This is a genomic window from Mesorhizobium sp. M7A.F.Ca.MR.362.00.0.0 (genome assembly GCF_004023175.1).
Classification (GTDB): Bacteria; Pseudomonadota; Alphaproteobacteria; order Rhizobiales; family Rhizobiaceae; genus Mesorhizobium.
The window spans coordinates 1-383 of the sequence record NZ_RZTF01000939.1; the positions used below are offsets into that span (position 1 = coordinate 1).

Genomic DNA, 383 nt, shown 5'->3' on the forward strand with positions numbered 1-383 from the left:
ATCTTTATTTCAATATAATCCAAATGCAATTTTTATATTAGATTTAAAAGGGAATTTTAAAGAAGTTAATCCGTCCGTTTTACCATTAACGGGGTACACATTAAGTGAAATTCTTCAGTCGAAAATAACCGACCTAGTGTTGAAAGAAGAAACTGAGAGATTAAAAGCATTTTTTAATGAGGTAATTAAAGGGAACAGTATTAGCGTTGAAACCTTTATTCTTACTAAAAATAAGCAAGTAGTAAATCTGAATATAACAGCATCTCAAATCAAAATAGATAATTCTTTAACAGGTATTTATGTTATTGCCCAGGATATAACAGAGCAAAATCAAGTCCAAGAAAAGGTAAACTTCTTAGCTTATCATGATGAGCTTACTGGAC

General features: G+C 29.8%; 1 protein-coding gene. It reads left to right on the top strand.

Going from position 1 to position 383, the window contains the following annotated elements; genetic code table 11:
* On the top strand, positions 1-383 hold a 383-nt coding region (locus tag EOC06_RS38605; protein ID WP_128310183.1), incomplete at both ends, for a PAS domain S-box protein.